This is a genomic window from Leuconostoc gasicomitatum LMG 18811 (assembly GCF_000196855.1).
GTDB classification, from domain to species: Bacteria; Bacillota; Bacilli; order Lactobacillales; family Lactobacillaceae; genus Leuconostoc; species Leuconostoc gasicomitatum.
Genome location: NC_014319.1, coordinates 934,159 through 959,344 on the forward strand (window position 1 = coordinate 934,159; position 25,186 = coordinate 959,344).

The window sequence follows — 25,186 nt, forward strand, 5'->3', positions numbered from 1 at the left end:
TGGAAAGGAATTGCATATAATCATGATGAATAATTTCAAATTTCAAAATAAAACGTCGATTCGTTTTGGGAAAGATCGCTTAGAGGCAGAACTGCACGATGCTATCGCACAATTTGGCAATAATGTTTTATTGGTCTTTGGCAGTGGCTCAATTAAAAAATCAGGTCTTTACGACCGTGTTATGAGCTTATTATCCGACATGAACGTTGTTGAACTGTCAGAAGTTTCACCTAATCCTAAAATCAGTTCCGTACGTAAAGGCCAAACATTGGTAAAAAATAATGATATTGATGTTATCTTGGCTGTTGGTGGTGGATCAGTAATTGATGCCGCTAAAGTGATTGCTTCTTCTAAATTTTATGATGCAGATCCATGGGAATTAGTAGTAGATTCAGCAAAACGTCAAACAATTGAACAATTACCATTAGTTGATATTCTAACCTTATCAGCGACAGGAACAGAGATGAATACTGGATCAGTGATTTCTAACCCAGATACACATCAAAAATTAGGAACATATGGTCCAAAAACACCAGCAGTGTCATTTTTGGATCCACAATTGACATACTCGGTTTCAAAGTGGCAAACAGCTGCCGGATCAATTGATATTTTTAGTCATTTGACAGAGCAATATTTCGATAATGGCGCCAATGATGTGACATCAGGTATTATGGAAGGATTATATCGGGCAGTCATTAAAAATGCACCGATTGCCTTAGCAGAACCTGATAATTATGATGCACGTGCGACATTAATGTGGGCCGCAACAATGTCATTGAATGGTCTAACGAGTGTTGGTAATCAAAATGGCTGGACTGTACATCCTATTGAACATGAGTTATCAGCTTATTATGATATTACACATGGGGTTGGGTTGGGAATTATGACACCACGATGGATGAAACATGCATTGTCTGATGAAACTTTACCAAGATTTGCTCAGTTTGGTCGTCAAGTCTGGGGATTAACGGGTACTGATAAAGAGGTTGCTCAACTCGCTATCCAAGAAACGTTTAATTGGATAAAATCGCTTGAAGTTCCAACCACACTACCCGAAGTTGGCATTATCGATGACACATATTTTCAAAATATGGCTGAAAGTGCCGTAATGGTTGGTTATTTGAATCATGAAGCATATGTAACTCTACAAGCTGCAGATGTGGTTCATTTATTTGAAGAAGCAATGACAGATCACGATTTCAGTAAGTAGGATGTGCTCAGGTTAGCAAATCAATGCTAACTTTTTTGTTAGCACACAATGAGTAAATAATCATAAACTATCTAATCGTGATATACTAATATTAAAGGATTTTAACTATGGACAGCATACATCTTTCACCGCGCTTAAAAGCAGTTGCTGATTTTGTACCTTTAAATGCGCGATTGGCAGATATTGGTTCTGATCATGCTTATCTGCCAGTAAACTTATTACTTAATGATAAGATTAGCCATGCCATTGTTGGCGAAGTAGCTAAAGGGCCACTAGATAACGCGCATCATGAATTAAAAAAACGTCATCTTCTGGCGCACGCCGATGTACGACTAGCTAATGGTTTAGCAGCAATCAATGAGACGGACAATGTCGATACGGTCACTATTGCTGGTATGGGAGGCATTTTAATTAGTAACATCTTAAATGCTGGTAAAAAACAAGAAAAAACTTTCAAGACACTTGTATTACAGCCAAATACGGATGAACAAATTGTTCGAAGGTGGCTAGCGGCACAGGACTATCAAATTATTGCTGAGACAATTGTACAAGAAGAGAGTCATTTTTATGAAATTATTGCTGCAGTAGTTGGGGAACAACAGCAACAGTTATCTGACCTTGATTTAATATTTGGACCTTACTTAAGAGTAGAAAAAACAGCAACTTTTGTTGCTAAATGGCAAAAAGAGAGTGAACGTATTACGCTAATTTTTAACCAGTTAAAGGCTGCAGGTAAATCAGATACAGATGCATATAGGCAATGGCAATTACGCTACAATCAAATTCAGGCGGCCATTTCATGATTATTGCACAGGATTTAATTCATAAAATTGAAGCGTTTGCGCCCAAAGATCTGGCTGAGTCAGGAGACCCTGTTGGTTTACAAATAGGAGACCCACATCAAGTGATTCATCGTGTTATGACGGTGCTTGATGTCAGACCAGCAGTTGTCCAAGAAGCCATTGAACAACATGTCGATTTTATTTGGGCACATCATGAAGTTATGTTTTTGCCAGCAAAAAATTTAGATTTAAGTGTTCCGCAAAACAAAATGTACGCTGATTTGATTAAACATAATATTGTTGTTTACGCAACACATACTAATCTAGATAGTACAGTTGATGGTATGAACGATTGGCTTGCTGAAGCAATTGGTATTCAAAATGCTATACCAATAAAACCAAATGATGATGGTAAAACAGGATTAGGACGCATAGGGTGTTTGCCTGAAAGTATGACTGTACAGGCGTATGCTAAAAAAATACGCGATGTGTTTGGCGTTAAAACAGTTCGAATTATTGCCAATGATTTAAACCAATCGATTCAAAAAGTGGCGGTTCTTGGTGGCGATGGTGGCAAGTTTTGGCCTATCGCTCAGGCTGCAGGTGCTGATGCATACGTGACAGCTGATATATACTATCACGTTGGACATGATATTTTAGCTGCTGACTTTGTAGTCATTGATCCAGATCATCATATGGAAGCCATAGCCAATAAGCACATGTCTGAAAAAGTAAAATTGTGGTTTGAAAATGACAACACGCTCACTGTTTTTCCAACCAGTATTAACACGGACCCATATACTTATCTTTAAAAATAGTGGCGTTTTGACGTCAATAATGCCAAATTCGAAAGGAAAAATGATTTTAATTTTGCTAATATTTGTTAATAACAATAGCTAAAAATCATATGATACGCATGAAAAATGAAAAATATCCAGAACTAACACAACTTTTTTTGAAATATGTTGCAGTTGACACACGATCTGATGAAAATTCACAAACAGTCCCTTCATCTCCTAAGGAAGTCGATTTTTTGTCTAAATTAGCTGAAGAACTACAAGTTATTGGATTAACAAATGTTCGTATAATGCCAGATGGCTATGTTTTTGCTGAGTTAGCAAGTAATACTGACAACAAAAAAATACCAACTATTGGTTTTATTGCGCATGTTGATACGGCAGATTTTAATGGCACCAATGTTAAGCCACAAATAATTGAAAATTATGATGGTGAGTCCAATATAAACTTGGGAAATAGTGGCTATATACTTAAACCAACAGAATTTCCAAGTTTGAGAAAATATGTCGGACATACTTTGATCACAACAGACGGCACGACTTTACTTGGTGCTGATGACAAGGCTGGGGTTGCAGAAATAGTGACTGCTGCAAAGTATCTTGTGTCTCATCCAAATATTTTGCATGGGGATTTACGTTTTGCTTTTGGTCCAGACGAAGAAATTGGTATTGGGGCAGACAATTTTGATACAAATGCCTTTGGTGCTGATTTTGCCTACACGGTGGACGGTGGACCTGCTGGTGAGTTGGAATGGGAAACATTTTCGGCAGCAAGCGCAATAATTGATATACAGGGACGCAATGTTCACCCAGGTACTGCAAAAGATACCATGGTTAATGCTATTCAAGTCGCATTTGATTTTCACGCGCAATTGCCTGAAGCCGATCGTCCAGAACATACAACAGGCCGTGAAGGATTTTGGCATGTGATGGCAATTGAAGGTAATCCAGAATCAGCACAATTACGTTACATTATACGTGATCATGACCGTCAGAAATTTGAAAACCGCAAGCAAAAATTATTAGATATTGTGAACCAGTTCAACACGAATTTTGGTCAAGAACGTGTGACTATCACACTAAAGGACCAGTATTATAATATGGGTGAAATTTTAAAGGATGATATGCGATCGGTATCATTGGCCAAAGAAGCGATGCTAGCGCTAAACATTGCTCCTATTATCGAACCTGTTCGTGGTGGTACGGATGGTTCAAAAATCACTTTCCTCGGTTTGCCAACACCTAATCTGTTTGCTGGCGGTGAGAATATGCATGGTCGTTTTGAATATGTATCTACGACTGTGATGTCACAGGCTACCGATACGATTTTAAAAATTATTGCATTAGCAAAATAAAAACTGTTAGAGCAATCATGATTGGTTGCTTTTTTAAATCCTTATGCACAAAATTGCATGACTTAAGTAGTGGTTTAGCGTGGGTCCAATATTTTTGATACAATGGAGTATACATATTTCTAGAGGAAAATAATGAGAAAAAATTTAAAAATATTAATCACATTCGCTATTGTCATTTTACTGGGTATGATTGCATTTATTTGGCTCAAACAAACGCAACCATCGGTTAAAAATGCTTCACCACAAAAAGCAGCAAAATTAGCTAAAGTAAAGCATATTAATTTAGTTACATTGGGTGACTCTTTAACAGAAGGTATTGGTGATGATAAAGGAGAGCAGGGCTATTCTGGACGCATTGCAAAAAGAATTGAAATACAGTATAATATTGCTGTCAATATGTCAAATTTTGGTAAATCAGGTGATCGATCAGATCAAATTCAGGAACGCCTGACTGCACAACCTAAATTTCAACATGCTGTTAAGCAAGCTAATGTCATTGTTTTGACTTCTGGGGGGAATGATCTACAGCAATCGTTGCTAAAAAATGTATTTGCAAAAACGCCCACGGACTTAACGACTGCTGTAGTCAGTGAACAGGCTACCTATCAAACTAAATTAACACGGCTTTTCCATGAAATTAGAACATACAATCGACAGGCACCTATTTTTATTTTTGGTAATTATAACCCATTGTTTGTCCATTTTCCACAAAGAGAAGATTTAAACCAAGATGTACAACGATTTAACACAATTAATAGCCATGCCGCTAAGCAAGACAAAAACAGTTACTATGTTGATTCGTTTGACTTAACGTTTGGTCAATATCGATCAAAAAAAATGCGGCAATCATTGGGCCAACAAGCTGTTAAAAAAGCAACTGAAGATCAAAATAGCAATCAAGCTATGACAGCAACTTTGATGGGTGCAACACATGTCAATAATACATGGATTAGTCAGACAGATAATTACCATCCAAATAATATTGGTTATAATTATATGACAACACAACTGTACCACGTCATGAGAAAGGAACAGGAAAAATGGTTGATAAAACATTAAAAAGACCGCAATTTTTGAAACGGAAACAGTCACCTTGGTTTTGGTCATTTTGGTCACTTTTAGGTATAATCTTATTAACTGGTATTTTTTTATTTCATATTGCGGCACAACCAGCAGCAATGACAGATCACAGGTCTAAAATTGCCACTTCAGATGCCACATTTGATGTGTCACTCAATAAAAAACAAGTTAATGCGTTAGTTGCTTATTATTTGAGTGATTATCATGCTAATGGCTATTCTTTTCGTGTTGAGAATAATATTATGATGTATGGTAGCGCAAAATTTCTCGGAGAAAATTTTAAGTTTGGTATGATGCTACGACCAGAAATTACAAAAAATGGGAATGTTATTTTAACCGCACAAAAATTAGCTATTGGCAATTTACCATTACCAATCAGTGCGGTTCTGCAATATGTTAAAACGAGTTATGATGCGCCAAAGTTTGTGGAAATTAATCCTAAAAAGAAGCAAATTTTTATTGATATGACGCAATTGCCGGTGACGCAAGGCATGTCTTTTCGAGCGAAAGTGATTGATATGAAATCAGATAGTTTTATTTTTGAAGGGGGTCTTGCTAATGGCAAAAAGTAGTCGCTCATTTTATAGTTGGTTAATGACAAACAGAAACACAGTTTCGGCTAACGAAATACAGCAGTTTGCGAATAACGCTTTTTTAGATTTAACATTTCCCAAACAAAGTTTTGATTTTGATGAAATTTCAAAATATTTGGAAGAAAATACGACATACTTGATGAGTATGACAACTTTTGATCAAGCATGGGAACTATATCATACTGCAAGCACATAAATTTAAGATAGGAAATGTATTCACGCGATAGAAAGCGTATACATATATACTCATGGCACAAATAATACAATGGTTCCCTGGCCATATGGCTAAAGCTTTTCGCTTAATGCGCGAAAATTTAAAATTAGTTGATGTGATTTTTGAACTCGTTGATGCACGAATTCCAGAAAGTTCACGTAATCCAGAAGTTGATAAGCTAATTGGTTCAAAACCGCGCCTGTTAATTATGACAAAGGCAGATTTAGCAGATCCTGAACAGATTCGAGCATGGAAAGCACGCTTTGAATCAGAAGGACATACTGTTTTGGTACTCGATACACGCGATCCGCGTACACCACAGTTGGTTATAAAAGCAGCTCGACGTGCAGTGGCATCAAAAAAAGCAGCACAAACTGCCCGTGGCATTCAGGATCAACCCATTCGGGCAATGATTACTGGTATTCCAAATGTCGGGAAATCAACTTTACTTAATCATTTAGTTATGAAAAACGTCGCACCAACTGCAGATCGTCCCGGGGTGACTAAAAAAATTGCTTGGTTGAAAACGCCAACTAAATTAGATTTATTAGATTCACCAGGTGTGTTATGGCCTAAGTTTGAAGATCAAGTCATTGGTATGAAATTAGCATTAACAGGTGCAGTTAAAGATACAATTTTTGCCAAAGATGATGCGGCGTTATTTTTGATTGGATTTTTTAGAAATTATCGACCTGAATCAATTATTGAGAGATATCATTTGACAGAAGATATTTTTGACCAAGAAAATGTGCAAATATTACTCGAAATTACAAATAAACTTGGTTTTAAAGATAATTATGAAAAAGCGAGTGAACGGTTATTAAATGATCTACGCAAAGGAAAACTCGGAACATTTACTTTAGATTTAATTGTGGCGACAAATGACTGAAACCATTAGTAGCATTAGATCTTTACTGAAACAAATTGACGATATATTTGATGTTCGTTTATTGAAGTGGCGAGCAGATTCGCGTATAGGTGTTCAAACAGCACTGAAATCTTGGGATAAGCATTATGCAAAACTTCGTCAGCAAGAAGAAGCTTTTCAAGGACGCTTTTCCTTTGAACGCCATTATTGGGATCAAGGCGTGACATATATTGCAGGGATTGATGAGGTTGGCCGTGGCCCATTAGCAGGCCCGGTAATCGCAGCAGCAGTTATTCTACCATCTGATTTTCATCATATTGATGTGATTGATTCAAAACAGTTGTCAGCAAAAAAACGTGAAATGTTATATCATATCATTATTGAACAGGCTATCTCAATCGGAGTTGGGATAGTCGACGCAGCCACAATAGATGACATTAATATTTACCAAGCAGCCAAACTGGCTATGACAAAAGCAGTAAAAGATCTTGCACCGGAACCAGAAGTACTATTAATTGATGCGATGTCATTAGATATACCAATCACACAAGAATCACTGATAAAAGGTGATGCGTTGAGTAATTCAATTGGTGCTGCAAGTATTATAGCTAAGGTGACACGTGATCGCTTAATGACAGAGTATAGTGTGATGTATCCAGGCTATGGTTTTGCTAATAACGCTGGTTATGGGACCAAAGAACACTTAGATGGCCTTAAAAAAAGAGGGATTACGCCAATTCATCGCCAATCATTTCAACCAGTGCATGACCAGTTATAAATATGAAACACTCAAAAATCTCCAAGCAAGTTAGAAAAAATCTAGCTTACTTGGAGATTTTGGGTATGTCATGTTCTTTTTTATTGTTTAAAATTGCAAATAAATCATGATTAAAGCAGGATAATTTTTCGTTTATCTAATATAATAGTCCCGTTTGTAACTAGCTTTTTAAATAAGCGACTCAATGTTTCTGGTGTAATATGTAGTGAAACAGCTAATTCTTTTTTGGTTATGGCTAATTCAAATGTATTGTTCATTTGTATCGCAGCAATTTCATGAAGATATTTAAGTAACCGCTCATCTGCACTTTGTAATGATAAACTAATTTGGCGCTGTTCTAATTCAGTTAAACGTTCACCATACACATTCAACATATGTAAAGATAATTTTGGATTTTCTTGTAATAAATTTTGAAAATCTGTTCGGCGAATCATGCAAACACTTGAATCAATTTTTGCACGAGCAAAGTGATGATGAAGCGCATCGGTAAACAAAGAAGATTCGACGTCGACTTGATGACTATGTAACGTGTATAAAAGCAGTTCTTGACCATTCTCGTTAACATTTAAAACGTCAATTTTCCCAGTATCAACAATAATTAAAGCAGACAAATCATCATCAGGCTCATAAATATAACTGCCAGCAGCATATTTTTTTTGGTGTATGGATATGTTGACTAGTTCTTCAATCAACACATCGGGTAGTTGGGAAAAAATAGGTGCCGCTTTAATACAGGCAAAAGCAGAATGTGACATTTTTCACTCTTTCTTGATCCAAGTCAATTTTTTGTATGTGAATTAATTATACAATAAAAGTATCAAGAAAAGTAATTTGCCCTTGGAGGACAAAACATGAAAGTTATTATTATTGGTGCAACACATGCTGGCACGGCCGCAATTAAATCCATAACAAAGCGGCATTCTGATGTTGAAGTGGATGTTTATGAGAAAAATGACAATGTTTCTTTTCTTTCTTGTGGAATTGCACTCACAGTTCAGGGAGAAGTTAAAAATATTAAAGATTTATTTTATTCGTCACCAGAAATTCTAAAAGAAGCGGGTGCGAATATTCACATGAATCATGAAGTAACACACGTAGATACAACTAATAAAACAGTTGATATCTTAAATCTTGTTACAAATGAAACGGCCACAGAAAGCTATGATAAATTAGTTGCTACTACTGGATCCTGGCCAGTTGTACCTCCCATTCCAGGTATTGATGATAAACGGATTGTTTTATCGAAAAATTATACACATGCGCAAGAACTAATACGTCATGCCAATGACTCTAGTATCAAACGTGTTGTTATTATTGGTGGCGGCTACATTGGTACTGAACTTGTTGAGGCATTTAATGTCAAAGGATGCGAAGTCACATTAATTGATAATCAACCAACAGTTTTGAATCGTTATTTTGATGACGAATTCACCAAAAATGTCGCACATTTATTTACCAGCCACGGCATTGCTGTTGAAACAGGCAAAACAGTACAGGCATTTGAAAGCACAGATGAAGCAATTATTATTAAAACGGATGATGGTGATTTTTCAGCTGATTTAGTTGTCATGTCTGTTGGATTTCGACCAACAACACAGCTCTTTCAAGATCAACTTGAGATGACTCAAAATGGCGCTTTAATTGTTAACGATTACATGCAAACCAGTGATCCAGATGTTTTTGCTGCAGGAGATTCAGTAGCTGTTCATTATAATCCCACTGGTGAAAATGCCTATATTCCTTTGGCAACTAATGCAGTACGCCAAGGCACATTGATTGGTTATAATTTGGTAAGCCCAACCATTAAATATATGGGCACGCAATCTACTTCTGGTTTGAAGTTGTATGATTTAAACATGGCATCTTCAGGTTTGACTGCGTCTCACGCAAAAGAATTAGGACTTGATGCTAATAGCTTGACCATGACCGACAATTTTCGACCTGAATTTATGTCGTCTACTGAACCAGTATTGATGACTATTACTTGGGAAAAGGGCACTCAACGTATTTTAGGTGTTCAGCTGCAAAGTAAATACGATATTTCGCAATCCGCTAATACAGCGTCGGTAGCGATTCAAAATCGTATGACCCTAACTGATCTCGCTTTTGTAGATATGCTATTTCAACCCTGGTTTGATCGACCATTTAATTATTTAAATCTTCTAGCACAAGCAGCATTAGATAAAGACGAAAATTAAGTAGCAAGGAAACTATTTCAAAAATAAACTGTACCCGCAAAGTCATAAATACAACTTTGCGGGTTTTTATGACTAAAATTTCAAAAGAAACAAAACTGCTAGTTTGGCAGTAGAAGTTGAATTGGGTGATTTATCGAACTATATTACCATTGAAAAATTGATAACGGTTGTTACTCAGCCCAAAAATGCATAAGCTATTATCCGAGAATATCAAAGACATTCAAATTAAATAGGTAGCACCTAAGGATAAAATATCGGTTTCGGGCTACTTAGAAAGGATAAATAACAATTTATGGTTGTATTGGAATATGTTCAAAATTGGTGAATGATGAGCAAACAGAAACTTATTTTGAAAGATATTTATCTGTTTTTTGTGCAATTGTTAAAACATCCCCGTTTGGCGTCATATTGATTTTACTATATACCATGACTGGAATATCTGTTATTTCTGCCGCGACAAGGGGCAAGGCTTTTAAAATGTCCATAAGTTGGTTATAATCGCCTTCCAAAGTTGATTCAAAAGCACCCACTTGGTAATTTACACCGGAGTGATCGATATAGGCAATAACATGGTCAACAATACGAATTACTTCTGATTTGTTGGCGGTCATAGGTAATACCTGAACAGCAATACTTGCATTGATTTGAGACATCAGAATATCCTATCTTTCGGTTGATTTAAAATAGTAAGTTTAGTAGCACACTTATATAGTTTGCAACCAAACACGCTATCAAATAATGGTATTATTACGTTGGGGAAATATTTATATGCATCACAAATTAGCTGGTTTAGTCTGAATGTTAGGCAGACCGTCTATACGCGTTATTTTATCACAATGTGAATGTTCCTGCAATTTTTTTGAACAATATGATAAAAGTTGCCAAAGACTCACTATTTTATTATACTAAAATAGTATAATATTTCGTTGTAATTAATATTTCAACAATCATTGACAACTAACTATATTTTGGAGTGTTACTAATATGCTTTATTTTCTTGGTTTATTTGCTGGTTTTATTTTGGCTAATCAAAGTCCGATTAATGCTAGATTAGGCGATAGCGTAAAATCACCATTCATTTCGAGCCTTATTTCTTTTACTATTGGGACAATATTTTTGGCAGTTATTTATTTTGTTAGTGGGCAACACGTTGCAAACATGACTTATATTGCTGCCACTAACCCTTGGTGGATTTGGTTTGGCGGCGTCATAGGTGTCGTTTATTTGACTTCTAATATTTTAATGTTTCCCAAAATAGGTGCGATTCAAACAATCATTTTGCCTATTGTGGGGCAGGTTTTTATGGGTGTTATTATTGACAGTCTGGGCCTCTTTGGTGTCGAACAAGTGCCTATATCTTTAATAAAAATAATTGGTGTATTTATTTTGTTTATTGGTATTTATATTGCCGTTGTACTGGCCAATAAAAAAGTAGTAAACAAATTCTCGACAACGGGTGCAACGCAAACAACAGCAATATTAAATATGTGGCGTATTTGGGGCGTGTTTGTTGGTGCATTATCCGCAATTCAACAAGCTATCAATGGCCGTTTAGGTTATTTACTTGGATCAGCAGTAGCTAGTGCCGTTATTTCATTTATAATTGGCACTGTTATTATTTTAATATTTATTTTGGTAAGAGAGCCGCATTCATTAGCCAAGGCAGTACCACTTAAAACTAAACCATTTTGGTTGTTCATTGGTGGTATTTTAGGCAGTTTGTTTGTCTTTTCAACAACCTTTTTAGTTCCCAAAGTTGGTGCTGGTATGACTGTTACATTAGGCCTGACTGGATCTATATTAGGATCAATGGTTGTATCACAATTTGGCTTATGGCAATCGCCAAAACAGCAGGTAACTCGTATACAAATCGGTGGCATTTTGTTCATGATTTTAGGTGTCGTGCTGATTAAGTTTGGGTAAAGTATAATGCTTGCAGCAATAATTATTTTATTAAAAAAGGAAAGTGTATGTTTCAAAAAATTAAAAAATATTTAAAATGGTGTGTCATCTTATTAAGTACTGTGATTATTATTGTGACAATAGCTTTTACTGTGTCTCCGTGGCCTAGTGCCTATGTTATCGGACGTATGTTTAATGGTCCTGTCAAAATTACTGATAAGTCAGTGTTTGAACAAGCAAAGAAAAATGTGACAGTTAAAAGTGATGTGCGCTATGAATCCACGGTCAAAAATAATACGTTAGATATTTATACACCTAAAAAGGAAACAAAACCAGTAACGACTTTGATATGGGTACATGGTGGTGGCTACGTTGCTGGCGATAAATCAGGGCTAAGTGAGTTTGCCACGAAATTAGTTAACGATACACATGTTGCTGTTGTTAGTATCAATTACCAAACTGCACCATCAGCTATATATCCGAGTCAAGTGCGACAAGTCAATGATGCTATAAAATTTTTGAAAATGACGCCCAAGTATCAACAAAAATTAAATCTCTCACGTGTTATGTTTGGCGGTGATTCAGCGGGTGCACAGATTGCATTGCAATACGCAGCCATTCAAACAAACGCACGTTATGCTAAAGAGATGGCAATGCCAGCCGAGTTAGAAAATGGTCAAATTAAAGGAACAATCTCATATTGTGGGCCGCTCGATTTACAACAGGTAACTAATCAACAATCAAAGTCCTTGTTCATGAGATGGTTTATCAATACTGTTGCATGGAGTGAGTTGGGAGACAGAAACTGGCGGGAATCGTACACATTGCAACAAGCATCACTAGTGAAACAAATTACGAGTCAATTTCCGCCAACCTATATAACGGATGGCAATGCGTATTCCTTTCAAGAACAAGGATTAGCATTTGAAAAACGGTTACAATACTTGCACGTACCGGTTACGAGTTTGTTTTTCAATCACGTTCAAAAAGAAGTGACACATGAGTATCAGTTTAATTACCAAACGTCATTAGCTCAAAAATGTTACGAAGAGACACGTCATTTTGTGATGCGTTATCAGTAAGTACGTTAGGCAATTCTTTGATTACGACGAACTAACAATAAACTACTATTTCAATTTGTTGGAGCCTTTAAGTTATCTGTTATTACTTTATTTTTAAATTTTTAGGATAGTTATTTTATTTTAATTTAACGTGGTAAACGACTGATATATTTAGTTCACTATTTCAATATTTATTTTATTTGTAATGAATGTTGTTAAAAACAAGAATTCTATTTGACTTTTTATATTTGTTTTTCTACAATGCATTATATAGTATAAAGGGGAAAAACAGATGTTAGACAAAACAATTTACAAGCAGATTTTTAAGGCTAGTTTTAACGCCCCAATCGACGTTGAATTCTGGGATGGTGAACAGGTGAGTTATGGTACGGGAGAACCTATTGCTAAAATCATCTTACATGAAGTTATACCAATTAAAGATATCATGTCACATGCTTCATTGACTTTTGGTGAAGCCTATATGGATGGTAAAATTGAGATTCAAGGCAATTTACAAAAATTAGTTAATACAGTTTATAGTTCAAAGGAAAGTTTTTTGAACAACTCGAAGTTTTCTAAATTGATTCCAAAACATGCACACACAGAAAAAATTAGTAAGGCAGACGTTCAAAGTCATTATGATATCGGTAATGACTTCTACGAGATGTGGCTTGACCCAACAATGACCTATTCTTGTGCCTATTTTGCTAGCGAGGATGATTCATTAGAAGATGCACAATGGAATAAAGTGCGTCATATTTTAAATAAATTACATACTAAACCTGGTGAAACGGTGTTAGACATTGGTTGTGGTTGGGGAACATTAATGTTTATTGCGGCCAAAGAATATAATTTAGAGGCTACAGGTGTTACCTTAAGCCAAGAACAGTATGACTTTGTATCTCACAAAATTGAAGCAGAGGGTCTACAAGATCGTGTTCATGTTTATCTTAAAGATTATCGTGAACTTGAACAGACTTATGACCATGTTACTTCTGTTGGCATGTTTGAACATGTTGGTAAAGAAAACTTGGAAGAATATTTTATGCAAGTTAAAAACCGTTTGGTTGATAACGGTACTGCCTTAATTCATGGTATTACAGGGCAACATGATGGGGCTGGTGTGGATGCATGGATTAATAAGTATATTTTCCCAGGTGGTTACATTCCTAATATTGCTGAAAATATCGGTCACATTATGACTTCATCAATGCAAATAGATGACGTTGAACCACTACGCCGTCATTATCAAAAAACGTTAGAGATTTGGACTGAAAACTTTCATCATGTCAGTGAAGAAGTAATCTCAAAGTACGGGGAACGTTTCTATCGCATGTGGGATCTTTATTTACAAGCATGTGCTGCCTCATTTGAATCAGGCAACATTGATGTTGTTCAATATTTGCTTACCAAGGGCCCTTCGGGAACAAAATTGCCAATGACGCGTTCTTACATTTATAACGCTGATATTGCACACAATGTAAAATAATTTAAGAAAAAAATGCTAATGATCATGTGATTATTAGCATTTTTTCTTAAATTATAGTGGGATATAAAGTATCATAATTGTGATTATAATAACTAATGGTTGACATATGAGTTAAATAAGACTATATTGTAAGCGATTACAAGATCATCTTATTTGTTTTAGTAGCAATATTTTTATAAACAATAATAAGATAGGAAAATAGTTTTTGCAAACAGAAAGCAGGTAAAAAATGATGGAAGCAGATTTTGGTGTCGTTGGTTTAGCAGTAATGGGGCGTAATTTAGCGCTAAATATAGAATCACGTGGTTATAATGTTGCAGTATATAATCGATCACGTGAACGCACTGACGATTTGATCTCAAAACATGCAGATAAAAAATTTGTCCCTAGTTATTCAATTGCGTCATTTGTGCAAGCGATTAAGACCCCAAGACGTATTTTATTAATGGTTAAAGCTGGCACAGGAACAGATGCTGTGATTGATGAGTTATTGCCACAATTAACAAAAGGAGATATGTTAATTGATGGTGGTAATACTTATTTTGAAGATACAATACGCCGTTCTGAAAAATTAGCACAATCTGGTATTAATTTTATTGGAATGGGTGTTTCAGGAGGCGAACTTGGTGCGTTACAAGGTCCCTCGTTGATGCCTGGTGGTCAACGTGAGGCATACGATTTAGTTGCGCCTGTTTTACGTAAAATAGCTGCTAGAGCCCCTGAAGACGACCAACCAACAGTTACTTATATTGGCCCAAATGGCGCAGGTCACTATGTTAAAATGGTACATAACGGTATTGAATATGGCGATATGCAACTTATTTCAGAATCGTATGATATTTTAAAACGTCTGTTAAAATTGGATCATAATAATTTATCATCAACTTTTGCACACTGGAATGATGGCGAATTAAATTCATATTTAATCGAGATTACAGCTGATATTTTGACAAGAAAAGATGATTTAGGTTCGGATAAACCCATTGTCGATATGATTTTAGATCGAGCGGGAAATAAAGGTACTGGTAAATGGTCTTCACAATCAGCGTTGGCTGTTGGTGCGCCACAATCATTAATTACAGAATCTGTTTATGCACGTTATATTTCTGCTATGAAGTCTGATCGTGTTGCTGCTTCTAAGGTACTGTCAGGTCCAGAATTCACATTCACAGGCGATGTTGATGCCACAAAGGAAGATATTCGTCAGGCATTATACTTTGGTAAAATCATGTCTTATGCACAAGGATTTGATCAATTGCGCATGGCCTCTAATCATTATAATTGGGATTTACCTTTTGGCGAATTAGCACAATTATGGCGTGCAGGAGCGATTATTAGAGCACAATTCTTACAACGAATCACCGATGCATATCAAACTAATCCCAACTTGCACAATTTACTTTTGGATAATTATTTCAAAAATATTGCCGAATCATATCAAGCTGCCACACGTCGTGTAGTGGCAATGGCGGTTAGTGCTGGTGTACCTACGCCAGCGCTTTCAGCTGCTATTGCATACTATGATTCTTATCGATCAGAAGTTTTGCCAGCAAACTTGGTACAAGCGCAGCGTGATTACTTTGGCGCACATACTTATGAAAGAACTGACAAACCATCAGGTGAGATGTATCATTTTTCATGGTATGACGAAGCTTAAAAAATGTGAAGGCGCTTTTAAAATATGAAGCGCTTTTTTTGTGTCTATGTTAAAATTTTGTTTTATATTTTGTCCCTTCTGCGGGAGTAGTGACGAACTTATCATACTGATAGCTGGCAGAAAGTGATCAAAAACTATCAGTCGGATTTAAAATCTAACGAAGTCAGCACTAAGTTATTGACCTATGGATTTAATGAGATGTTGTTAAAAGCAACACCAAAATGGCTTATTTTTATAAAATAATTTCACAATGTTGTTATTTATATTTCAATGGTGGCAGCGTAATTAAGATTACTGATGTGCCACTATTATTTCGTTCAATAATTACAATTCAACTACCTATTTATCATAACGAACAGCACATTACTTGCAATGTCGTATATTAAAAGTTACAATCAAACTATATTTTAATGAAAATAGAAATATTATAAAGGAGAATTTTAACATGTCAAAAGAAAAACACGGGACTGGATTTTGGGGTAAATTATCATTATTGCTAGCAGTTGGTCAATTATTGTTTAGTCTTTATCATGAAATTCGAAGTTCTCGATCACGCAAAAAATAAAGCACTATCTTATATGAACCAGATGACCAGTGATTTCATCTATCACTTGAAAGGCGTGTATTATGCTAAAAAAAGTTATTAAATTTGCACTAGCTTCAACGCTAATTGTTAGTGGGTTAGTTATTGGCACAACTATTTTTACAGTTAAAGGCATTGATAAACTTGGGGATAAGTTAGAAGATACGATACACAATTAATTTATGAATAGTATAGTTTGAAGGAAGGCATAAACGTGGTTGTCCCTTCTTTTTTTATTAGTGATTTTTCAAGCAATTTAATTGTAAGCACTATGAGTTAATGATAGACTGAAATTGTAGGAGTGTTGTGTCATAGCATGATAATGAACAAAAGAGAAATGGAGGTTGAATGATGATTTGGTCATTAATAGTTGGTGCGATCATTGGTGCTATTGCAGGTGCCGTCACAAATAAGGGTGAATCAATGGGATGGATTAGTAATATTATAGCAGGACTAGTCGGTTCTGCTATTGGTCAAGGACTACTTGGCCATTGGGGACCTAGTCTAGCTGGAATGGCTATTATACCATCGATTATTGGGGCAGTGATTCTTGTGCTTATTATCTCAATGATATTTGGTTCTCAAGTCAAACGTTAAAAAATAATTTTAAATAACATTGATTTTATCATTAAACTTTTACTGCTAACTAAGTATAGTCATTGTTTTGATATTTAATTTGATTTTATGAACACAATGCAAATGCCATTATGACTAGTTACTAATGTCATTACAAGCTTAAAAATATAGACTATTTTTTGATAAATAATTAACCGTTAGGAGAAAACTCAGTGAATAATAATACTGTACCAGTTTATAATTTAAACGATGGACACATATTGCCTCAGATAGCTTTGGGAACATATCAAATACGTGGTATGCAAGGTGTTGATCAAATTTTAGCAGCTATTCAAACTGGGTACCGTTTGATAGATACGTCTACCAATTATGATAGTGAGGGTGCCGTTGGTGAAGCAATCAGGCGATCGGGCATTCCGAGATCATCATTTTATGTCACGTCAAAGCTCCCAGGACAATATCATCATCGGGAAGATGCTCTAAAAATGATTGAGGAAACACTTTTGCGTTTACGCTTAGATTATTTGGACTTGTATTTAATTCATTGGCCATTGCCTAAGCGTGATAATTATGTTGAAGCTTGGACTGCTCTTATTGAAGCTCAAAAACGTGGGTTGATACGATCTATTGGCGTCTCGAATTTTGAAGCGGCACACTTGGATCGCATAATTGAAGCAACAGGTGTCACACCAGCGGTCAATCAAAACGAAATTCACCCTTATTGGATACAGAATAGTTTGTTGCAAGCTAACAAAGACCGCGGAATAGTTACTGAAGCTTGGAGTCCATTAGGTCGTGGAATTGGAGAATTAAAAGAACCAATTATTTTAGAATTAGCAGAAAAATATCACAAAAATGCAGGACAGATTATTCTGCGTTGGCATCTTCAACGTGGTGTGCTACCTGTCCCTAAAGCTGGTAGCCTACAACACCAACGCGATAATCTTGCACTTTGGAATTTTGAGTTAACAGCAGATGAAGTAATTGCTATTAGCTCATTGACCAAAGTAGATGGACGTGTGGATAATCAGGATCCAAATACTTATGAAGAATTTAATTAAATTACGAACAAAATAGACTTTTAAAACCCCACTAACTGTTGAAGTTAGTGGGGTTGTTTATTGATTATATTTTAAGTCAATGCAACTATTCCAGCACATCATGAATGGTGATAATGCCAACGACGCTATCATCGTCATCTTTGACTACCAAATTGGATATATTATTCGATGCCATTTTTTTCCAAGCTGCGCTATTACGTGCATTTTGATTGATGCTAATAAATCCTTCAGTCATATAATCAGCAGCAGTTGAATTTTTGACTTGATTAATGTATAAAAACTTTTTACGAATATCACCATCTGTTATAATGCCAATAACTTTTTCTTCGGGTGTTTTAACTAAAGTCATGCCAACGCCAAAATCACTAATACGGTAAATAACATCGTTAATTGGTGTTGTTGTTTGAACATAAGGAATCTTAGTGTGCATAGAATGTGCAACATCCCGCAGTAACATTTTACCAATTGAGCCACCGGGATGGTATAGTGCAAAATCTGCTCGTTTGAATGCCTTTGCTTTTTCGACGGCAATTAGCAGTGCATCACCCATAACAAGTGTAGCAGTGGTAGAACTTGTGGGTGCTAGTTTAGTTGGGTCAGCTTCTTCTGCGACATCTACTTTCAAAAAAATGTCAGTATTTTTAGCTAACGTTGCATCTTCAGAACCTGTGAGAGCAATCGTTTTTAACTCGTTTTGATGAATATTTTTCAGTGCAAAAAGTGTTTGTACAACTTCTTGTGTTTCACCACTATTTGAAATAAAAATAACTAAATCATCTGCTGAGACACGACCTAGGTCTCCGTGGTATGCGGTACCAGCATCAATGAAAAAGCTTGGGACACCAACGGATGACAACGAGGCAGCTATTTTTTCAGCAATAATACCAGATTTACCAATGGCGATAAATATGGAACGGCCTTTTGTATTTAAAATTGCTTCAACCACCTCATCAAAATTTTCATCTAATGTCTCGCGGACTGTTTGTAAAGCAGCAATTTCTGTGTCAAAAGTTATTTTAGCGTCATCAAAGTAATTCGTCATTGTCATACACCGCCTTCATGTCGAGATGTTCGTGAAAGAGTTTGTTGGCATTTTCTAAAATAGGTTGAATTTTAGATAAGTAAAGTTGACTATCCTGATCAGAAATGGCTTCAGGTGGGTTAGGGTGTACCTCTGCAAAAATACCATCAATACCTATAGCTAAAGCGGCACGCATCAGAGGGAAAGCGTAATCACGATTACCGCCAGAATGATTTCCATAACCACTTGGAATTTGGACAGCGTGTGTTGCATCAAAAATAATAGGATAACCTGTGTCACGCATTTGAATTAAGCTTGTCATGTCAACAACTAATTGGTGATAACCAAACATTGTGCCACGCTCGGTAACCAGAATATGTTCATTCGTCTGAGCAACTTTGTTAACTGCACTTTTAATGTCTTCCGGTGCCATAAATTGTGCTTTTTTGATATTAACTACGAGCCCAGTCTTAGCTGCTGCTACTAATAAATCGGTTTGTCTACTCAAATAGGCAGGAATTTGTAGAACATCAGCCACCTTGGCCACAGGTTCACATTGGTAGGATTCATGTACGTCAGTTACTATTGGTACTTGATAGTTGTCTTTAATTTTTTGCAAGACTTCTAAACCAGCCGTCATACCAGCGCCACGTTCAGATTCAATTGCGCTACGATTAGCTTTATCAAACGAAGCCTTAAAAACGTAATTAATATCTAGCTTGTCTGTTAAGTTTTTCAGTGTCTCAACTACTTCAGCACATGTGTCGTATGATTCAATTGCACAGGGTCCGGCTAACAGTGTTAGTCGATCGTTACTAAAACCATATCCTTGAAATACATCAGTTATTTTAGCCATAATGTTCCTTCTCCTTTGCTTTAATAAAATTAACATTAAATTTTAAAAATACTATTTTAAAATTATGGTCATTATATCATCTTTATATATGTAATATGATTCAATAATTATTACAAAATAAACACAATCAAAATATTTGCAAATCAGCATTAAGTTTGTTATTATTTAAAAAATTATGTCTTTATGAAAAATGAGTTTTAAATAAATTAACTTTTTTGTTCATCAATTTATAATATCAGGAGACAATAATGCAGAATAAAAATGAGTAACATTAATCTAACACATTTAAAAAAACAGAGTCTCGATATTAGTTGATGATAGTGTGACAAATGATATGATCAATCATCCTCACTTGATAGCGGGTAGATAATTAGATGAACGAACCGATTAAAGTTGCTGGTGGGTGATCTGTCATAATTATTTTGATTAAATATTTAGAAGGGAGGTCAAAAATGGTGATTTTATCTCAAAATATGCAAGACATGATTAATGATCAATTTCCTTTTTTGGCGACAACAAGCCCAGATGGTTCACCACAAATTGGGCCAAAGGGTTCATTACATGTTTTAGATGATTCACATCTCATTTATTATGAACATACGTTTAGGCACGCCTATGAAAATTTACTAACAAATGGCTTAGTAGCTGTTGCAGTAGTCGATCGAGTGGCAGAAAAAGGGTTTAGATTTGAGGGTAAAGCGCATATTCACGAGAATGATGATTATGCCTCAGAAATTTTAGCAAAAACAAAAATCTATGACAGATTTCCACGCGCGGCTGTGGTGATTATAGACGTAGAACGAATTTATAAGTTAGATAACACGCTGGATGCAGGTATGCGATTGGCTTAAAATTAAGTGGTGATAGTGACAATGCGTGTTATTAAACAAATAAATAAAATGCCATAATCGGGCACCAACTTCTTAGAGAAGCTGGTGCCCGATTATTTAATATAAAAATGATTTTTATTTTGACAAAGTATCTACTAGCATTTTTTCTTCATTGGTTAATAAATGATTTTTTCTAAATGCGATACTGCCAGTGAAAAAAGGTTGTGGCTCATCTAATAAAGGTAATACAACTATGTCTGAAGCTGTTGTTTTGACGATGTCCGTTAAAATTGCAACCCCTAAATTTTCTGAAATCAGATTCATTAAAAAATGAATATCGTTTGTCTTCATAAAATATTTTGGTCGAAAACCAGCTTGTTGACTCATTTTTTTAATGGCTTGATTGTGAACAAAACTGGAGTCTAATGCTACAAATGCTTGCTTCTGCAAGTCTGAAAAATAAAGGTGTGATTTTTTGGACAATGGATTATTTTTTGAAATATACACACAGAAATTTGCGCGGATAAAGGGAATAATAAGTAATTCATCATCTTGTGGCATATTTAAAGCACCCAGTAAAGCGATATCAATCTCTCCAGCCATCAAGGCTTGCTTTAAATAGTTAGAACCGGCTTCATAAATGGCCATATTATTAATATTAAACTGACGGTCAAATTCTCTAGCAGCTATAGCAATTTTAGTAAAATAAGCGTTTTTAAGAATAGGTGGCAGTCCAATCGTTGTTGTTCGTGATTTCAAATGATCTAACTCATGTTTTGCGCTATTTAATTCGTTCAAAATCGACACCGTATGTTGGTGTAATTGTTCACCTGATTGTGTAAATACTAATTCAGATTGTGTGTTGCCTCTAATAACCAATTTCACTTGAAAAAAATTTTCCAAACGTTTAATAGCACTGCTAATAGATGGTTGGCTAATATTAAAATGTTTTGCAACTTTAGTGAAATTCTTTTTATTATATAACTCATTATAGTATTTTAAATCATTTATTTGCATGTATATTTCCTTTAATATCAATCATTTCCAAGGGACCTATAGTTTATATTTATAACATCATAATAATTTGACTATAAACTATTGACACGAGTATAGTCAAGCATGTTGTTAAATAAACTATAAATATAAGGTGGTAGTAACGATGCATGCAAAAGGATATGAAGTATTACGGAATCCCTTTTTGAACAAAGGGACTGGATTTACGTTAACAGAACGAAAGACATTGGGCCTAAATGGCACATTACCTAGTCAGGTGCAAACCATTGACGAACAAGCTGAGCAAGCATACCAACAATTCCAATCAAAAACAGCACCACTTGAAAAGCGTATTTTCTTGATGAACCTCTTTAATGAAAATATTACTTTGTTTTATCATTTAATGGATCAACACGTTTCCGAATTCATGCCAATTGTTTATGATCCTGTTGTTGCGGATTCAATTGAGCAGTACAATGACATTTATATAAATCCACAAAATGCCACATTTTTATCAGTGGACAAACCAGAAGATATCAAGCAATCACTTATTAATGCAGCAGACGGCCGCGATATTAAGTTAATTGTGGTAACAGATGCTGAGGGTATTTTGGGTATGGGTGATTGGGGTGTCAACGGTGTCGATATTGCTGTTGGTAAATTAATGGTTTATACTGCAGCGGCCGGCATTGATCCAGCCAGTGTTTTGCCAATTAGCATCGATGCTGGTACAAACAATCAATCACTGCTAGAAAACGAACGCTATCTCGGAAATAAGCATGCACGAATTGCAGGTGATGCCTATCTTGAATTTATTGATCAGTTTGTGATCGCAGAACAAGAACTATTCCCAGAGTCATTACTGCATTGGGAAGATTTTGGTCGTGCAAATGCACAGGTTATCTTAGACAAGTATAAAAATAAAATTGCAACTTTTAATGATGATATTCAAGGAACAGGCATGATTGTCTTGGCAGGTGTTTTTGGCGCATTAAATATTTCAAAAGAACGGCTCATTGACCAAACATTTGTAACATTTGGAGCTGGAACAGCTGGCATGGGCATTGTTAATCAAATTTTTACTGAACTACAAGAAGCAGGGTTATCTGCTAAAGAGGCTAAAAAACATTTTTATCTTGTTGACAAACAAGGCTTGTTATTCGATGATATGTCAGATTTAACAGTGGCGCAAAAAGCATTTACTCGAACGCGAAACGAATTTAATCATGCTGAAGAACTAACAACATTATCTGCAGTGGTTAAAGAAATAAAGCCAACAGTTTTAATTGGTACATCCACACAACCTGGTACATTCACAGAAGAAATTGTAAAAGAAATGGCAACACATACAGCACGTCCAATTATCTTTCCTTTGTCAAATCCTACGAAACTTGCTGAAGCAACGGCAGAAAATTTAATTAAATGGACTGATGGCAAAGCATTAGTGGCAACGGGTATTCCTGCAGAAAATGTTGAATACAAAGGTGTCACTTATAAAATTGGTCAAGGTAACAACGCATTGATTTATCCTGGACTAGGTTTTGGTTTAGTAGCCTCAACTGCGAAATTGCTAACACAAAAAACAATTTCAGCAGCTATTCATGCATTAGGTGGTTTAGTCGATTCCGATCAAGAAGGTGCAGCAGTATTGCCACCAGTTTCAAATTTGACTGAGTTTTCGCAAAAAATTGCGGAAGTAACTGCACAAAGTGTCGTAAATCAAGGTTTAAATCGTGAAAAAATCAGTGATGCTAAACAAGTTGTGCGAAATGCTAAATGGTCTGCTAATTATTGATAGGGATGAAAATGAAGATGAGAAGGTTTAGGGAAATCAAAATTAGTGGTGTGAGTTTACCACTTTATATCATCATGATAATTATTTTAATGGTGACCATAGCATACCATAAACTCCCACTTAATATGTTGGGCTTGACTTTAATGCTTGTGTTATTAGGACATTTGTTTTACTATATTGGAAACAAATTGCCGATTTTTAAATCTTATCTAGGTGGCGGTTCAGTATTTACCATCTTTGCTGCGGCAGCTTTAGCCACGTCAGGTGTCATCCCTTCAAATGTTGTTTCTGCGACAAAAATATTTTTGAACGACACTGGATTACTAGATTTTTATATTGCCGCTTTAATCGTCGGGGCAATTTTAGGTATGAATCGTAATCTGCTGTTGAAAGCCGCAGTTCGATTTATTCCGGTTTCTTTTGCAGCTATGGTTATTGGATTTTTCGCAGTTGGTTTGATGGGCATGCTACTAGGAGAAGGATTTGGACATTCAGTTATGTTTGTTTCGATGCCATTAATGGCAGGCGGCATTGGCGCTGGTGCTGTCCCATTATCACATATATATGCGCAGGGACTACAAACAAGTTCAGGTATAATGTTTTCACAGCTAATTCCAGCCGTAACATTAGGGAATGTTATGGCTGTTATAGGGGCTGCTTTGATAGCAAAACTTGGCGCGAATACAAAATATGATGGACATGGTGTATTATTACCAATAAGTGACGATGAAAAAACCAAGCCACTAGTAGCACTAGATGCTAATAAAATTGGTGTGGGTATGATGGTATCATTTTCATTTTTCTTAGTTGGTACTATCCTAAACAATTATGTGCCAAAAGTGCACACATATGCTTTTATTATTATCTTAGTTATTTTATTTAAAGCATGCAATTGGGTGCCTCAAGAATTAGAAAAATCCGTTGTGATGTTTAATACAGTCATTATGAATAATTTAACGCACGCTGTGCTAGCAGGCATAGGTTTAGCGTTGATTGATTTGCATGTCTTAGCACAATCACTGACCTGGAAGTTTGTTGTTTTGACTTTAACAAGTGTCGTTGCTATGGGACTTGCTAGTGCATTTATCGGTAAATTATTTGGTTTATATCCTGTTGAATCAGCTATCGCTGCTGGTATGAGTGATAATAGTATGGGTGGTACTGGTAACGTTGCCGTATTATCTGCCTCAAACCGCATGGGAATGATTGCATTCGCACAAATGGGTAATCGTATGGGTGGCGCAATCGTGCTTGTTCTCGGTGGCATTTTAATTCATTACTTTCATTGATAGTTTTGTTTTAAATTGATGAATTTTTAAGTGCTATGCTTATTGATTATGATAATCACCGTTTAACGGTTATATTATTAACTAAATCCTGCCGAAAGCGATCGATTTAATCAGTTAACATTATTTAATCAAGTTAGTCAAGAAATTTTAAAAGCCCATGAACATTATTTTATTAATGTTCATGGGCTTTTGTATTTA

General features: G+C 35.7%; 25 protein-coding genes and 1 pseudogene. 21 read left to right on the top strand and 5 right to left on the bottom strand.

The window, feature by feature from the left end; genetic code table 11:
* The first annotated feature begins 25 nt into the window (after positions 1 to 25).
* From LEGAS_RS04575 to LEGAS_RS04615, 9 genes are all read left to right on the top strand, one after another.
* Positions 26 to 1,210: an iron-containing alcohol dehydrogenase gene (locus tag LEGAS_RS04575; protein ID WP_013231535.1), complete on the top strand. Its 1,185-nt coding sequence runs from the start codon at positions 26 to 28 to the stop codon at positions 1,208 to 1,210.
* Positions 1,211 to 1,317: 107 nt separating this feature from the next.
* Positions 1,318 to 2,013 carry a tRNA (adenine(22)-N(1))-methyltransferase gene (locus LEGAS_RS04580; RefSeq protein WP_013231536.1) on the top strand — a complete coding sequence of 232 codons (696 nt, stop codon included), beginning with the start codon at positions 1,318 to 1,320 and terminating at the stop codon, positions 2,011 to 2,013.
* A complete protein-coding gene (locus tag LEGAS_RS04585) occupies positions 2,010 to 2,804 on the top strand; it encodes a Nif3-like dinuclear metal center hexameric protein (RefSeq protein ID WP_013231537.1) in 795 nt (264 codons plus the stop codon). Before LEGAS_RS04580 ends, LEGAS_RS04585 begins: the two co-directional genes overlap by 4 nt.
* A 104-nt stretch (positions 2,805 to 2,908) precedes the next feature.
* Positions 2,909 to 4,144: a peptidase T gene (gene pepT, locus LEGAS_RS04590; RefSeq protein ID WP_013231538.1), complete on the top strand. Its 1,236-nt coding sequence runs from the start codon at positions 2,909 to 2,911 to the stop codon at positions 4,142 to 4,144.
* Positions 4,145 to 4,276: 132 nt separating this feature from the next.
* Positions 4,277 to 5,203 carry a GDSL-type esterase/lipase family protein gene (locus LEGAS_RS04595; protein ID WP_013231539.1) on the top strand — a complete coding sequence of 309 codons (927 nt, stop codon included), beginning with the start codon at positions 4,277 to 4,279 and terminating at the stop codon, positions 5,201 to 5,203.
* Positions 5,185 to 5,796, top strand: a complete 612-nt coding sequence (locus LEGAS_RS04600) for a YpmS family protein (protein ID WP_013231540.1) — start codon at positions 5,185 to 5,187, stop codon at positions 5,794 to 5,796. Before LEGAS_RS04595 ends, LEGAS_RS04600 begins: the two co-directional genes overlap by 19 nt.
* On the top strand, positions 5,783 to 6,013 hold the full coding sequence (locus LEGAS_RS04605) for a YozE family protein (protein ID WP_010386703.1): 231 nt from the start codon (positions 5,783 to 5,785) through the stop codon (positions 6,011 to 6,013). Before LEGAS_RS04600 ends, LEGAS_RS04605 begins: the two co-directional genes overlap by 14 nt.
* Before the next feature lie 52 nt (positions 6,014 to 6,065).
* Positions 6,066 to 6,920 carry a ribosome biogenesis GTPase YlqF gene (gene ylqF, locus LEGAS_RS04610; RefSeq protein ID WP_013231541.1) on the top strand — a complete coding sequence of 285 codons (855 nt, stop codon included), beginning with the start codon at positions 6,066 to 6,068 and terminating at the stop codon, positions 6,918 to 6,920.
* On the top strand, positions 6,913 to 7,677 hold the full coding sequence (locus LEGAS_RS04615) for a ribonuclease HII (RefSeq protein ID WP_013231542.1): 765 nt from the start codon (positions 6,913 to 6,915) through the stop codon (positions 7,675 to 7,677). Before ylqF ends, LEGAS_RS04615 begins: the two co-directional genes overlap by 8 nt.
* 110 nt (positions 7,678 to 7,787) lie before the next feature.
* Here the strand turns inward: LEGAS_RS04615 and LEGAS_RS04620 are convergent, their stop codons facing one another.
* Positions 7,788 to 8,432, bottom strand: coding sequence for a Crp/Fnr family transcriptional regulator (locus LEGAS_RS04620; RefSeq protein WP_013231543.1), 645 nt, complete (start codon positions 8,430 to 8,432; stop codon positions 7,788 to 7,790).
* Positions 8,433 to 8,528: 96 nt separating this feature from the next.
* On the opposite strand from LEGAS_RS04620, the gene LEGAS_RS04625 reads away from it, so the two are divergent.
* Positions 8,529 to 9,875, top strand: coding sequence for an FAD-dependent oxidoreductase (locus LEGAS_RS04625; protein WP_010386697.1), 1,347 nt, complete (start codon positions 8,529 to 8,531; stop codon positions 9,873 to 9,875).
* A gap of 344 nt (positions 9,876 to 10,219) precedes the next feature.
* Here the strand turns inward: LEGAS_RS04625 and LEGAS_RS04630 are convergent, their stop codons facing one another.
* Positions 10,220 to 10,528 carry a thiamine-binding protein gene (locus LEGAS_RS04630; RefSeq protein ID WP_010386695.1) on the bottom strand — a complete coding sequence of 103 codons (309 nt, stop codon included), beginning with the start codon at positions 10,526 to 10,528 and terminating at the stop codon, positions 10,220 to 10,222.
* A gap of 331 nt (positions 10,529 to 10,859) precedes the next feature.
* Between LEGAS_RS04630 and LEGAS_RS04635 the strand changes: the two genes are divergently transcribed.
* The 8 genes and pseudogenes from LEGAS_RS04635 to LEGAS_RS04660 all read left to right on the top strand — a co-directional run bounded on the left by LEGAS_RS04635 (position 10,860) and on the right by LEGAS_RS04660 (position 18,204).
* Positions 10,860 to 11,798, top strand: a complete 939-nt coding sequence (locus tag LEGAS_RS04635) for a DMT family transporter (protein WP_010386693.1) — start codon at positions 10,860 to 10,862, stop codon at positions 11,796 to 11,798.
* A gap of 47 nt (positions 11,799 to 11,845) precedes the next feature.
* Positions 11,846 to 12,859: an alpha/beta hydrolase gene (locus LEGAS_RS04640; RefSeq protein ID WP_010386691.1), complete on the top strand. Its 1,014-nt coding sequence runs from the start codon at positions 11,846 to 11,848 to the stop codon at positions 12,857 to 12,859.
* A 271-nt stretch (positions 12,860 to 13,130) separates the two neighbouring features.
* Positions 13,131 to 14,327, top strand: a complete 1,197-nt coding sequence (locus LEGAS_RS04645) for an SAM-dependent methyltransferase (protein ID WP_013231544.1) — start codon at positions 13,131 to 13,133, stop codon at positions 14,325 to 14,327.
* 229 nt (positions 14,328 to 14,556) lie between these two features.
* A complete protein-coding gene (gene gndA, locus LEGAS_RS04650) occupies positions 14,557 to 15,984 on the top strand; it encodes an NADP-dependent phosphogluconate dehydrogenase (protein ID WP_010387701.1) in 1,428 nt (475 codons plus the stop codon).
* A 111-nt stretch (positions 15,985 to 16,095) separates the two neighbouring features.
* Positions 16,096 to 16,227: pseudogene (locus LEGAS_RS10290) on the top strand (hypothetical protein); the annotation flags it as partial.
* A gap of 384 nt (positions 16,228 to 16,611) precedes the next feature.
* Positions 16,612 to 16,746 carry a hypothetical protein gene (locus LEGAS_RS10245; RefSeq protein ID WP_010387698.1) on the top strand — a complete coding sequence of 45 codons (135 nt, stop codon included), beginning with the start codon at positions 16,612 to 16,614 and terminating at the stop codon, positions 16,744 to 16,746.
* 172 nt (positions 16,747 to 16,918) lie between these two features.
* Positions 16,919 to 17,164 (top strand): GlsB/YeaQ/YmgE family stress response membrane protein, encoded by a 246-nt coding sequence (locus tag LEGAS_RS04655; RefSeq protein ID WP_013231546.1) that lies wholly within the window; start codon positions 16,919 to 16,921, stop codon positions 17,162 to 17,164.
* A 191-nt stretch (positions 17,165 to 17,355) separates the two neighbouring features.
* The gene (locus LEGAS_RS04660; RefSeq protein WP_010388318.1) at positions 17,356 to 18,204 is read left to right on the top strand and encodes an aldo/keto reductase; all 849 of its coding nucleotides are present in this window, start codon (positions 17,356 to 17,358) and stop codon (positions 18,202 to 18,204) included.
* An 85-nt stretch (positions 18,205 to 18,289) separates the two neighbouring features.
* Here LEGAS_RS04660 and LEGAS_RS04665 read toward each other — a convergent pair whose 3' ends face one another.
* Both LEGAS_RS04665 and kdsA read right to left on the bottom strand, forming a co-directional pair.
* Positions 18,290 to 19,246 (bottom strand): KpsF/GutQ family sugar-phosphate isomerase, encoded by a 957-nt coding sequence (locus LEGAS_RS04665; RefSeq protein WP_013231547.1) that lies wholly within the window; start codon positions 19,244 to 19,246, stop codon positions 18,290 to 18,292.
* Positions 19,230 to 20,081, bottom strand: a complete 852-nt coding sequence (gene kdsA, locus LEGAS_RS04670; protein WP_010388312.1) for a 3-deoxy-8-phosphooctulonate synthase — start codon at positions 20,079 to 20,081, stop codon at positions 19,230 to 19,232. The genes LEGAS_RS04665 and kdsA overlap by 17 nt, the downstream gene beginning before the upstream one ends.
* Before the next feature lie 452 nt (positions 20,082 to 20,533).
* On the opposite strand from kdsA, the gene LEGAS_RS04675 reads away from it, so the two are divergent.
* A complete protein-coding gene (locus tag LEGAS_RS04675; RefSeq protein WP_010388309.1) occupies positions 20,534 to 20,932 on the top strand; it encodes a pyridoxamine 5'-phosphate oxidase family protein in 399 nt (132 codons plus the stop codon).
* A 114-nt stretch (positions 20,933 to 21,046) separates the two neighbouring features.
* On the opposite strand, the gene LEGAS_RS04680 is transcribed toward LEGAS_RS04675, so the two are convergent.
* Complete coding sequence (locus LEGAS_RS04680) at positions 21,047 to 21,928, bottom strand: LysR family transcriptional regulator (RefSeq protein ID WP_013231548.1); 882 nt, start codon at positions 21,926 to 21,928, stop codon at positions 21,047 to 21,049.
* 130 nt (positions 21,929 to 22,058) lie between these two features.
* Between LEGAS_RS04680 and LEGAS_RS04685 the strand changes: the two genes are divergently transcribed.
* Both LEGAS_RS04685 and LEGAS_RS04690 read left to right on the top strand, forming a co-directional pair.
* Positions 22,059 to 23,699 (top strand): malolactic enzyme, encoded by a 1,641-nt coding sequence (locus LEGAS_RS04685; RefSeq protein WP_258954192.1) that lies wholly within the window; start codon positions 22,059 to 22,061, stop codon positions 23,697 to 23,699.
* Between the two features lie 17 nt (positions 23,700 to 23,716).
* Entirely contained in the window at positions 23,717 to 24,988 is a 1,272-nt protein-coding gene (locus LEGAS_RS04690; RefSeq protein ID WP_013231549.1) for a 2-hydroxycarboxylate transporter family protein, read from the top strand.
* The last annotated feature ends 198 nt before the right edge of the window (positions 24,989 to 25,186 follow it).

What these genes read in the sequence shown, in the direction of transcription:
- LEGAS_RS04575 (WP_013231535.1), top strand. Translation starts at nt 26, where the DNA reads ATGAATAATTTCAAATTTCAAAATAAAACGTCGATTCGTTTTGGGAAA.
- LEGAS_RS04580 (WP_013231536.1), top strand. Translation starts at nt 1,318, where the DNA reads ATGGACAGCATACATCTTTCACCGCGCTTAAAAGCAGTTGCTGATTTT.
- LEGAS_RS04585 (WP_013231537.1), top strand. Translation starts at nt 2,010, where the DNA reads ATGATTATTGCACAGGATTTAATTCATAAAATTGAAGCGTTTGCGCCC.
- pepT (WP_013231538.1), top strand. Translation starts at nt 2,909, where the DNA reads ATGAAAAATGAAAAATATCCAGAACTAACACAACTTTTTTTGAAATAT.
- LEGAS_RS04595 (WP_013231539.1), top strand. Translation starts at nt 4,277, where the DNA reads ATGAGAAAAAATTTAAAAATATTAATCACATTCGCTATTGTCATTTTA.
- LEGAS_RS04600 (WP_013231540.1), top strand. Translation starts at nt 5,185, where the DNA reads ATGGTTGATAAAACATTAAAAAGACCGCAATTTTTGAAACGGAAACAG.
- LEGAS_RS04605 (WP_010386703.1), top strand. Translation starts at nt 5,783, where the DNA reads ATGGCAAAAAGTAGTCGCTCATTTTATAGTTGGTTAATGACAAACAGA.
- ylqF (WP_013231541.1), top strand. Translation starts at nt 6,066, where the DNA reads ATGGCACAAATAATACAATGGTTCCCTGGCCATATGGCTAAAGCTTTT.
- LEGAS_RS04615 (WP_013231542.1), top strand. Translation starts at nt 6,913, where the DNA reads ATGACTGAAACCATTAGTAGCATTAGATCTTTACTGAAACAAATTGAC.
- LEGAS_RS04620 (WP_013231543.1), bottom strand. Translation starts at nt 8,432, where the DNA reads ATGTCACATTCTGCTTTTGCCTGTATTAAAGCGGCACCTATTTTTTCC.
- LEGAS_RS04625 (WP_010386697.1), top strand. Translation starts at nt 8,529, where the DNA reads ATGAAAGTTATTATTATTGGTGCAACACATGCTGGCACGGCCGCAATT.
- LEGAS_RS04630 (WP_010386695.1), bottom strand. Translation starts at nt 10,528, where the DNA reads ATGTCTCAAATCAATGCAAGTATTGCTGTTCAGGTATTACCTATGACC.
- LEGAS_RS04635 (WP_010386693.1), top strand. Translation starts at nt 10,860, where the DNA reads ATGCTTTATTTTCTTGGTTTATTTGCTGGTTTTATTTTGGCTAATCAA.
- LEGAS_RS04640 (WP_010386691.1), top strand. Translation starts at nt 11,846, where the DNA reads ATGTTTCAAAAAATTAAAAAATATTTAAAATGGTGTGTCATCTTATTA.
- LEGAS_RS04645 (WP_013231544.1), top strand. Translation starts at nt 13,131, where the DNA reads ATGTTAGACAAAACAATTTACAAGCAGATTTTTAAGGCTAGTTTTAAC.
- gndA (WP_010387701.1), top strand. Translation starts at nt 14,557, where the DNA reads ATGATGGAAGCAGATTTTGGTGTCGTTGGTTTAGCAGTAATGGGGCGT.
- LEGAS_RS10245 (WP_010387698.1), top strand. Translation starts at nt 16,612, where the DNA reads ATGCTAAAAAAAGTTATTAAATTTGCACTAGCTTCAACGCTAATTGTT.
- LEGAS_RS04655 (WP_013231546.1), top strand. Translation starts at nt 16,919, where the DNA reads ATGATTTGGTCATTAATAGTTGGTGCGATCATTGGTGCTATTGCAGGT.
- LEGAS_RS04665 (WP_013231547.1), bottom strand. Translation starts at nt 19,246, where the DNA reads ATGACGAATTACTTTGATGACGCTAAAATAACTTTTGACACAGAAATT.
- kdsA (WP_010388312.1), bottom strand. Translation starts at nt 20,081, where the DNA reads ATGGCTAAAATAACTGATGTATTTCAAGGATATGGTTTTAGTAACGAT.
- LEGAS_RS04675 (WP_010388309.1), top strand. Translation starts at nt 20,534, where the DNA reads ATGGTGATTTTATCTCAAAATATGCAAGACATGATTAATGATCAATTT.
- LEGAS_RS04680 (WP_013231548.1), bottom strand. Translation starts at nt 21,928, where the DNA reads ATGCAAATAAATGATTTAAAATACTATAATGAGTTATATAATAAAAAG.
- LEGAS_RS04690 (WP_013231549.1), top strand. Translation starts at nt 23,717, where the DNA reads ATGAGAAGGTTTAGGGAAATCAAAATTAGTGGTGTGAGTTTACCACTT.